The following is an 8,221-nucleotide window of genomic DNA, read 5'->3' on the forward strand; positions in this document are numbered from 1 at the left end:
GGGGAGACATGCTTTGATCAATCAGCAAAGGCGGCGCGTGCGGTTTCCATTGGAGCAAGCGCGCCGCGTATCTCGACCACGCGGGCTGCAACCAGATGCGCCTTGCGGGCTGCTTCCACGGGAGAAAGCCCGTTCAGGCGCGCAGCGAGATAGGCGCCGTTGAAACTGTCGCCTGCGCCCGTCGTGTCGACAGCTTGCGCAACGACGGATGGCACCAGCACTCTTTCACCGTCGGCGACAAGCAGGGCCGGTTCGGTGCCATCCTTGACGACGATTTCCTTTACGCCAAGCGCGGCAAGGCGGTCAGCGCAGGCGCTGGCATCCTTGTCGCCAAACAGCGCCTGTTCGTCCGGGAAGGTGGGCAGGGCAATATCGGCGATGCGCATTGCTTCGCTGATGATATCCTGTGCGGCCTTGCGGTCCGGCCATAGCTGGTGCCGGAAATTCGGGTCGAAGGCAATGCGCGAACCGGCGGCGCGGCATTGGCGCAGGACATCGAAAAACGTGTCGCGATGCTCGGGCAGGATGATGGCGACCGAAATACCGGAAAAATAGATGATGTCGCGGCGGGTCAGGCTCTTTTCCAGCGCTTCGCGGTCACTGGCCAGACGCCTTGCGGCGGCGTCGCTGCGCCAATAGGTGAAGGAGCGCTCGGCACCGTTGAGCGTGATGGCGTAAAGGCCGGGATGCAGCCCATCGATGATCGGGCTATGGGCTATACCGATACCGTTGGAGGTCAGGAACACACGTTGTTTCTGGGAAAAATTGTCCTGGCCGAACGCGGTTACATATTCGACGGGATAGGATTTTTCCATCAGCGCCCGCATGTACCACGCAGTGTTGAGCGTATCGCCCGCAAACCCCATGCGCCACTGGTCGCCTTCGTTGCCCGAAAGCTCGATCATGCATTCGCCGATAGATGCAAATCCGCCCATGTCAGTCTCCTCGCTTGAAACGGGGCTAACGCCTATACTAATTTTCGCCCATGTAAAATTGGTTTGTCGGCATTTCGTCAGCAGTGTCATGTGACCTTTATCGACTTGCCACATTCATTGTGTAAGCATCCGCCGACCGCATCGCCCTTAGAATCGGGAAATGCTCTCGTTGATGTTTTGGAGTTCCGCTGACGCCGTGTCGCGAACCTCGCCTAAGGATTTGACATGCGTTATGCGATTTATTTCACGCCGCCATCCAATGATGCGCTTTTGAAGGTTGCCGCGAACTGGCTCGGGCGCAATGCGTTCAGCGGCGAGCCGGTCAAGATGCCTGCGATTCGCTCGCTTGCGACCGATGAAATCGTCCGGCTGACCGAAGAGCCGCGCCGCTACGGTTTTCATGCGACGATGAAGGCTCCGTTTCGTCTGGATGAGCAACACACCGAAAACGACCTGCTTTCGGCCTTGATGCATTTCGCATCGTCGGCGTCACCCGTCATCATTCCGCGTCTCAAGCTTCACGCAATCGGGCCGTTCTTCGCGCTTGTGCCGGAAGAGCCGGTGGCCGAATTGAACCAGCTCGCCAATGATGTCGTCGTCGCCTTCGACCGGTTTCGCGCCCCGCTCAACGAGGCGGAAATTGCGAAGCGACGGCCGGAGCGCCTCAGCGAGGCACAGCGGCACAATATCGAGCGCTGGGGCTATCCTTATGTTTTTGAGGAGTTCCGCTTTCATATGACGCTGACCGGCCCGGTGGAAGAGAAGGACCGCGCCCGCGTGGAGCGAACGCTGGACGATTTCTTCACGCCGCTGCTGGGCGATGCCGTGGAGGTTGCGAACCTCGCTTTGCTCGTGGAACCTGAGAAAGGTGCTCCTTTCGAGATACATTCGCTGCATCCTCTGACCGGCGGCAAGGTTACATCGGCTCGGACCTCACGAGCGGTTGGGAGGCCGTAACCGATGGGAAATGAAACGGTTTTGCGCAACGCCCGCATCGTGCTTGCCGACGATGTTGTCCTCGGTTCCCTGAAGCTCGTGGATGGCAAGATTGCCGATATCTCTACCGGCGCATCAAGCATCGGCGAGGATATGGAAGGCGATTTCCTGACGCCCGGACTGGTAGAGCTGCACACGGATCATCTCGAAGGGCACTATGCTCCGCGTCCAAAAGTGCGCTGGAACCCGATTGCCGCCGTGCAGGCGCATGACGCCCAGATTGCCGCCTCCGGGATCACCACCGTTTTCGATGCATTGCGCATCGGCTTCGATGACGATGCCGAGACAGGTATCGACGATATGCGCAAGCTTTCTTCGGCGATTGCCGAGGGCCGCGCGGCTGGCCGCTTGCGCGCCGACCATTTCCTGCATTTGCGTTGCGAGGTTTCGGCACCCGACTGCCTTCCGGCCTTTGAAAAATTCGGCGCTCAGCCGCTGGTCAGGCTGGTATCCCTGATGGACCATGCGCCGGGACAGCGTCAGTTTACGGATATCGAGACCTACAAGACCTATTTCATCCGCAAGCTGAAATTCTCGGAAGAAGAGTTCAGGCTCTATTGCGAGCGGCGTATCGGGCAATCGCAGCAATATTCAGCGCCAACGCGCAAGGCGATTGCTGACCTCTGCCACCAGCGCGGCGTTATTCTGGCAAGCCATGATGACGCGACGGTGGACCATGTGGCGGAAGCGCAGGCGCAGGGAATAAGGGTTGCGGAATTTCCCACCACACACACGGCTGCGAAGGCGTCAAAGGAGTCCGGAATGTCGGTTCTCATGGGCGCGCCAAATGTCGTGCGCGGCGGTTCGCATTCGGGAAATGTCTCCGCGCGCGAACTGGCCGAAGCCGGAAATCTCGACATTATTTCGTCGGACTACATCCCGGCCAGCATGATGCAATCAGCGTTTTTCCTCGCGGATGTCGTCCCGAATATCTCACTGCCGCAAGCCATTCGGCTGGTTTCGGCCAACCCTGCCAAAGCGGTAGGGCTGGATGATCGCGGCGAGATCGTTGCGGGCAAGCGGGCCGATCTGGTTCGGGTGCAGATCGCCGACCATGTCCCGATCATCCGCACCGTCTGGCGGGAGGGACGGCGGGTTATTTAACCCACCGAGATTGGCGTGGTCGGTTCCAGCGCCAGCTTGCCATCGTCCAGAATGTCGAGTCGGAGATAGCGATAGCTTTCAATGCTGAGATGGGATGTTTTCGGGGAATGCGGGTGCGTTGCCGTCACCACGACGACGCTCGCACCGGCAGTTTCTCCGGCAACGATACCGGCTGGCGCATCCTCGAATACAAGGCAATCACGCGCATCGAAGCCAAGACGTTTCGCACCGAGCTGGAAGCATTCAGGGCTTGGCTTGCCACGCTCCACGTCTTCGGCGGAAACAATCGTCTTTGGCATCGGCAACCCGGCGGCAGCGATGCGACGGCGCGCCAGTTCGAGCGGCGCCGAGGTTACAATTGCCCAGCGATCTTCCGGCAGCGCGCTCAGAAATTCATGGGCGCCGTCGATGGGCGCGATGCCTTCCAGATCCGCCATTTCGGCCTGAAGCAATATTTCCGCCTCGCGGATCGGGTCGACGCCCGGCAGGGCAAGGCGGCGGACGGTTTCCACTGCACGAACACCGTGGATGGTCGGCAGGAACGTAACCGGATCGATGCCATGGCGTATCGCCCATTCGGCCCACACCCGTTCGGTTGCCTCGATGGAACTCAATATCGTGCCGTCCATGTCGAACAGAAACGCATCGAATGATTTGCCGAAAGGGGAAAAGGAGGTCACGCCGAATTTCCTTGAACTGGAGCATGTCTCCCGAAAGTGGGAACCGGTTTCGGGATAAAGACATGCATAAAACAGAAAGATAGAGCATTTTCAAAACAGGAAATGCTCGCGCAGATGAGAATCGGGAGAATGCTTCTGCACTCAATCATAGTGCGTCTTGGACGGGAAGACAGTCGTGGAGGGACCAGACTTTGTCTCTGGTGTGAATTTTTCTGCGCTTCACTATATAAAGCGCTGGTGACCGCGATAGCGGCGAAACTTGATCATTTCGATCAATTGTGGCTTTTGGCACCCTTCCGAATTTAAATAAATGCCGAAAGCGCCGATTGCGACTGAATCGCATTCTCAGGATTGTTGTATAAATGACTGAAATAAAATCAAAAAGCTGCAACTATCCCGATGTCCGCTTTGCGGTCGCGCCGATGATCGATTGGTCCGACAGGCATTGCCGTTATTTTCACAGGCTCTTTTCCAGTCACGCATTGCTCTATACCGAAATGGTCGTGGCGGACGCCATCATTCATGGCCCGCGTGACCGGCTGCTCGGCTTCGACGCAGCCGAACATCCTGTGGCGTTGCAACTCGGCGGTTCCGATCCGGCAAAGCTGACAGAGGCGGCGAAGATCGGAGCCGATTACGGCTATGATGAAATCAATCTCAATGTCGGTTGCCCGTCGGACCGCGTACAGTCAGGCACATTCGGAGCGTGCCTCATGCAGACGCCGGATGTGGTGGCGCGCTGTGTTTCAGCAATGAAAGAGGCGGTTTCCATACCCGTTACCGTCAAATGCCGTATCGGCGTTGACGATCAGGATGTGGAGGTTGCGCTCGATACTCTGGCCGATCTCACGCTTGCCGCGGGAGCGGACGCGCTTTGGGTCCACGCTCGCAAGGCTTGGCTGAAAGGGCTGTCGCCCAAGGAAAACCGCGAGATTCCGCCGCTCGACTACGATCGTGTCTACCGCCTCAAGGAGCGGCTGGGCGATGTTTTCGTCGGCATCAACGGCGGCATCAATACGCTGGATGAGGCGCAAGCGCATTTGCGGAAGGTCGATGCGGTGATGCTGGGCCGCGCTGCTTATCATAACCCTGAGCTTCTCGCAGAGGTGGATGCGCGTCTGTATGGGGTTGAGAAGGGGCAAATTGCCATTGCGGACATCATCGATGATATGTGCGCCTATATTGATCGCCACATCGCAGCAGGCGGCAGGCTTTCCCACGTGAGCCGCCATATGGTCGGGCTTTTCACCGGACAGCCGGGCGCACGGCGCTGGCGGCAGATTCTTTCGACGGATGCCACCAAGCCGGGAGCGACCAGCGATGTTCTGCGTCAGGCCTATGCGGTGGTGACTGAAGCGGCAGCAGAAGCAGCTTAATCAATTAGAATAAGCTGGTCGCCCCGGACGGTGAAACCGCCGAGTGTTTGCAGGAAATTCATGCCGAGCAGGCTGCCGGTCATCAGACCTTCCCTGGTCACCATGGCGCGCACATTCTGGCGTTCGATATCGCCAATCTGCAAAGTCGCAATAGTGATGACTGCCGCGCTTGCCGTGCCATTGGCCGTCATGATCGGAACGGAATAGTTGAGCGAGGCCGTGTCTATGCCTGCGCGCTCCGCATCTTGCTGTGACAGGACGACCGATGATGCGCCGGTATCGACCAGAAAGTGAACGCGTTCGCCGTTCACACGTCCATTCACCTCGAAATGGCCGTTTGCGGCCTTTGCAAGCGTTACAGTCAGCGCGCCATCGGCATTGCGGCCCGAGATAGGGCTTCCGGGGATCAATCCAGCCGTGACCCGGCTTGCAACGTCCTGCAACTCGTAACGGTATTGGTAGCCCGCAACGAGGCCGAGAATGATAACGGCCCACATGGCCATGTTACGTGCAAAGTCGGTCAGCTTGATGCCGGAGCCGAGCAGACCGGCGGCAAGCACTACGCCCCAAATGCCCAGATAGGCTGCGCGGGCAAACACGTCATTGTCCATGCCCAGCGTTGAACCGCCGTCATTGTTGGACATCAGCAGCAGCACAACAATCGCGACTGCCGCAATAATGAGCCAGAAAAAGCGCCCCATCAGCCAATTCTCTTTTCTACGATGATCTCATGCCTGTCGGCGAGAAGGGACAGGACGGCCATTCGCTCTTCTGCGCTCATGCTGGACCAGCGTGCGATCTCATCCAGCGTCCGCGCGCAGCCGAGGCAGAAGCCGGTTTCGGTGTCGATCGTGCAGACCAATATGCACGGGGATTCGATGGTTGTCGTGTCCATGGATGCAATGTGGTTGCATCAAAGGGCCATGACAAGCCCGGCGAGAACGGCAATCGAACCGATCTGCTGTGCCGCGCCCAGAGTGTCGCCCGTTTGTCCGCCTATTTTTGCCATGCAAAGTCGGGCAAAGCCGAAAAGCAGGACGATCACCAACACCAGCGCATTGATGAGCGAGAGGAAGCCGCCAGAAGGCATGAGTGTAAAGACAAGAACGGCCAGCCCGATTCCCGAGCCGCAAACCACGGTCTCCCATTGCGGCTGGCCAACACTGTCGGAAAGCCCGCCGGGGCGCGCCGAGGGCAGCGCGTGCCAGAATGCCAGCATGCCAGCGCGGCTTGCCGCTTCGCCGCCAATCAACGCAAGCACCGCATATCCTGCACCCGCACGCTCGATGATCTCCATAAGGAGAGACGCTTTCACGCCGACAAAGATGATCAGGGTGAGCGCGGCGAAAGTCCCGATACGGGAATCCTTCATGATATCCAACCGGCGATCAGCGGAAGAGGCTCCGAAAAAGCCATCGGCTGTATCGCCAAGACCGTCTTCATGAAGCGCGCCGGTCATCGCCGCCAAGGCGCCAATCGCGAGCAGCGCGCAGGCAAGGGGCGGAAGCTTCATTTCATGAGCCGCATAAAGCACAATGCCAGCCAGCAGGCCCAGAACCGCTCCGGCGAGGGGAAAGGCACGGGCATTGCGCGGCAACGAATCATCACCATTCTCGAACCAGCTTCGCGGAAGCGGGAGGCGGCTTAGAAAGCCCAGAGACCGGATCGTGTCGCCAAGGAGACTATTTCGCTGCAAGTGACTGTTCCACTTTGTTTCCGAAACGGATTTTCGCGATAATTCGCCTCAATGTTGCTTCAACTCAAAGAGGTGATTTGAAAATTCGCGTCAGTGCTTATAGGACGAGCCCAACGATTTTACACCTCCCATCATTGATTGGACTGAACCTATGAGCGCCAGCGGCCTACCTTTTGACGATTTCCGGGAACTGATCCGCAATCTGCCGGGGCCTGATCTGGGCGCGGAAAGGGTCGTCCGCGAACGCGAAGCTACGCTGACCAAGCCTGCTGGCTCGCTTGGGCGCATGGAAGAGATCGTGGCATGGCTTGCCGCATGGACGGGCAAGCGCACGCCGCAGATCAACCGCCCGCTGGTCGCGGTCTTCGCTGGCAATCATGGTGTCACGGCCAAGAATATCACGCCGTTTCCGCCAAGTGTCACGGCACAGATGGTTGAGAATTTTGCCGCCGGTGGCGCTGCCATCAACCAGATTTGCATCGCCAACGATCTTGGCCTGAAGGTTTTCGATCTGGCGCTGGAACATCCGACCGGGGACATTACAGAAGAGCCTGCCATGGATGAGCGCACCTGTGCTGCGACCATGGCCTTTGGCATGGAAGCGATTGCTGGCGGAACCGATCTCCTGTGCATCGGCGAAATGGGTATCGGCAATACCACAATCGCGGCAGCAATCGCGCTCGCGCTTTTCGGCGGAACGGCGGAAGACTGGGTTGGACCAGGCACGGGCTCGACGGGTGAGCTGCTTGAGCGCAAGCTTGCCGCAGTGCGTAAGGCGGTTGCGCTCCATCAGACGCATCTCGGCGACCCGCTGGAGGTGTTGAGCCGTCTTGGCGGTCGTGAAGTTGCCGCCATGGCTGGCGCAATTCTGGCCGCGCGCATGGAGAAAATTCCGGTCATCGTCGACGGCTTCGTGGCAAGCGCTGCCGCAGCGGTGCTTTATGCTGCCAATCCGGAAGCCATCGATCATTGCCTGTTCGGTCATGTTTCCGCCGAGCCGGGCCATCGCAAGCTGCTGGAAAAGATGGGCAAGGAGCCGCTTCTCGATATGGGAATGCGTCTTGGTGAAGGAACCGGCGCAGCGCTCGCTGCCGGTATCGTCAAGGCGGCCGCACTTTGCCATAGCGGTATGGCGACGTTCGAACAGGCTGGAATATCCGGCGCGAAATAACGCTCGCCAGATCATCAAAAAAAGCCCGCCATTTGGCGGGCTCAGACCGCTGACAAACCCGTCGATATTTTTCGGCGGGTTTTGTTTTTGGGAGGGGTCGCGTTTTGTGACTGTACTGGCGAGGCGTTGCAAACGGCTGCAGCCGCTCATGCGCTGGCTGCCTTTGGCGTCTTTGTCAGGACCATGGCGATCTTCTTGATGTTCTGTGCGGCGGCTTGCAGCAGGCATTGGCAGGCGACGCGGACAAGGCCTCGAAAGCGGGC

9 protein-coding genes are annotated in these 8,221 nt (G+C 58.7%); 4 read left to right on the plus strand and 5 right to left on the minus strand.

The window, feature by feature from the left end:
• Positions 1 to 17: 17 nt before the first annotated feature.
• On the minus strand, positions 18 to 935 hold the full coding sequence (locus tag AC0TNJ_RS03220) for a sugar kinase (protein WP_473770202.1): 918 nt from the start codon (positions 933 to 935) through the stop codon (positions 18 to 20).
• Between the two features lie 225 nt (positions 936 to 1,160).
• Between AC0TNJ_RS03220 and AC0TNJ_RS03225 the strand changes: the two genes are divergently transcribed.
• Both AC0TNJ_RS03225 and AC0TNJ_RS03230 read left to right on the plus strand, forming a co-directional pair.
• Positions 1,161 to 1,892: a DUF1045 domain-containing protein gene (locus AC0TNJ_RS03225; protein ID WP_473770203.1), complete on the plus strand. Its 732-nt coding sequence runs from the start codon at positions 1,161 to 1,163 to the stop codon at positions 1,890 to 1,892.
• A 3-nt stretch (positions 1,893 to 1,895) separates the two neighbouring features.
• A complete protein-coding gene (locus AC0TNJ_RS03230; protein ID WP_122000149.1) occupies positions 1,896 to 3,035 on the plus strand; it encodes an alpha-D-ribose 1-methylphosphonate 5-triphosphate diphosphatase in 1,140 nt (379 codons plus the stop codon).
• Here AC0TNJ_RS03230 and AC0TNJ_RS03235 read toward each other — a convergent pair.
• Entirely contained in the window at positions 3,032 to 3,715 is a 684-nt protein-coding gene (locus AC0TNJ_RS03235) for an HAD family hydrolase (RefSeq protein ID WP_122000150.1), read from the minus strand. The genes AC0TNJ_RS03230 and AC0TNJ_RS03235 overlap by 4 nt on opposite strands.
• Before the next feature lie 362 nt (positions 3,716 to 4,077).
• On the opposite strand from AC0TNJ_RS03235, the gene dusA reads away from it, so the two are divergent.
• Positions 4,078 to 5,091 (plus strand): tRNA dihydrouridine(20/20a) synthase DusA, encoded by a 1,014-nt coding sequence (gene dusA / locus AC0TNJ_RS03240; RefSeq protein ID WP_473770204.1) that lies wholly within the window; start codon positions 4,078 to 4,080, stop codon positions 5,089 to 5,091.
• Here dusA and AC0TNJ_RS03245 read toward each other — a convergent pair.
• From AC0TNJ_RS03245 to AC0TNJ_RS03255, 3 genes are read right to left on the minus strand one after another with little or no spacing between them, the layout of a single operon-like run.
• The gene (locus AC0TNJ_RS03245; RefSeq protein ID WP_122000152.1) at positions 5,088 to 5,792 is read right to left on the minus strand and encodes a retropepsin-like aspartic protease family protein; all 705 of its coding nucleotides are present in this window, start codon (positions 5,790 to 5,792) and stop codon (positions 5,088 to 5,090) included. The genes dusA and AC0TNJ_RS03245 overlap by 4 nt on opposite strands.
• A complete protein-coding gene (locus AC0TNJ_RS03250; protein WP_473770205.1) occupies positions 5,792 to 5,986 on the minus strand; it encodes a DUF1289 domain-containing protein in 195 nt (64 codons plus the stop codon). Before AC0TNJ_RS03250 ends, AC0TNJ_RS03245 begins: the two co-directional genes overlap by 1 nt.
• 18 nt (positions 5,987 to 6,004) lie before the next feature.
• On the minus strand, positions 6,005 to 6,787 hold the full coding sequence (locus AC0TNJ_RS03255) for an adenosylcobinamide-GDP ribazoletransferase (protein ID WP_473770206.1): 783 nt from the start codon (positions 6,785 to 6,787) through the stop codon (positions 6,005 to 6,007).
• 151 nt (positions 6,788 to 6,938) lie between these two features.
• On the opposite strand from AC0TNJ_RS03255, the gene cobT reads away from it, so the two are divergent.
• On the plus strand, positions 6,939 to 7,958 hold the full coding sequence (gene cobT / locus AC0TNJ_RS03260) for a nicotinate-nucleotide--dimethylbenzimidazole phosphoribosyltransferase (RefSeq protein ID WP_473770207.1): 1,020 nt from the start codon (positions 6,939 to 6,941) through the stop codon (positions 7,956 to 7,958).
• The last annotated feature ends 263 nt before the right edge of the window (positions 7,959 to 8,221 follow it).

It is taken from the genome of Ochrobactrum sp. PL_is483 (assembly GCF_055816855.1).

Bases quoted from the DNA above. Each gene is read 5' to 3' on its own strand.
- AC0TNJ_RS03220 (WP_473770202.1), bottom strand. From the start codon at position 935: ATGGGCGGATTTGCATCTATCGGCGAATGCATGATCGAGCTTTCGGGC.
- AC0TNJ_RS03225 (WP_473770203.1), top strand. From the start codon at position 1,161: ATGCGTTATGCGATTTATTTCACGCCGCCATCCAATGATGCGCTTTTG.
- AC0TNJ_RS03230 (WP_122000149.1), top strand. From the start codon at position 1,896: ATGGGAAATGAAACGGTTTTGCGCAACGCCCGCATCGTGCTTGCCGAC.
- dusA (WP_473770204.1), top strand. From the start codon at position 4,078: ATGACTGAAATAAAATCAAAAAGCTGCAACTATCCCGATGTCCGCTTT.
- AC0TNJ_RS03245 (WP_122000152.1), bottom strand. From the start codon at position 5,792: ATGGGGCGCTTTTTCTGGCTCATTATTGCGGCAGTCGCGATTGTTGTG.
- AC0TNJ_RS03250 (WP_473770205.1), bottom strand. From the start codon at position 5,986: ATGGACACGACAACCATCGAATCCCCGTGCATATTGGTCTGCACGATC.
- cobT (WP_473770207.1), top strand. From the start codon at position 6,939: ATGAGCGCCAGCGGCCTACCTTTTGACGATTTCCGGGAACTGATCCGC.